The 545-nt window shown below is 63.7% G+C and carries 1 pseudogene; it reads left to right on the forward strand.

From position 1 onward, the window contains the following. Positions 1 to 545, forward strand: a pseudogene (locus tag EOA38_RS38505) (serine--tRNA ligase); the annotation flags it as partial.

The following is a 545-nucleotide window of genomic DNA, read 5'->3' on the forward strand; positions in this document are numbered from 1 at the left end:
GTCAGCGACATCAAGGCGTTCATCCAGAACGGCGAGGCGCGCGAGCGCGAGCTCGATAAGGCGCTGAACGACGCACTCGCAGTGCTGCCCAACGTGCCGCTCGACGACGTGCCAGTCGGAAAGGACGAGCACGACAATGTCGTCAAGCGCATCGTCGGCGAGGTGCCGGCGCGTCCGAACTGGGTGAAGGAGCATTTCGAGATCGGCGAAGCGCTCGGCATGATGGATTTCGAGCGGGCGGCGAAGCTGTCCGGCTCGCGCTTCACGGTGCTGAAGAGCCAGCTCGCGCGCATGGAGCGGGCTATCGGCCAGTTCATGCTCGACCTGCACACGACCGAGCACGGCTATGAGGAGATCATCCCGCCGCTGATGGTGCGCGACGAGGTGCTTTTCGGCACCAACCAACTGCCGAAATTCGAGGAGGACCTATTCTTCACGCCGCATGGCGACGGACGCCTGGGCCTGATCCCGACGGCGGAGGTGCCGCTCACCAATCTCGTGCGCGAGGAAATCACGCCGCATGAGAAATTGCCGCTGCGCTTTAC

The sequence above is a fragment of the Mesorhizobium sp. M1E.F.Ca.ET.041.01.1.1 genome (assembly GCF_003997355.1).
GTDB lineage: Bacteria > Pseudomonadota > Alphaproteobacteria > Rhizobiales > Rhizobiaceae > Mesorhizobium.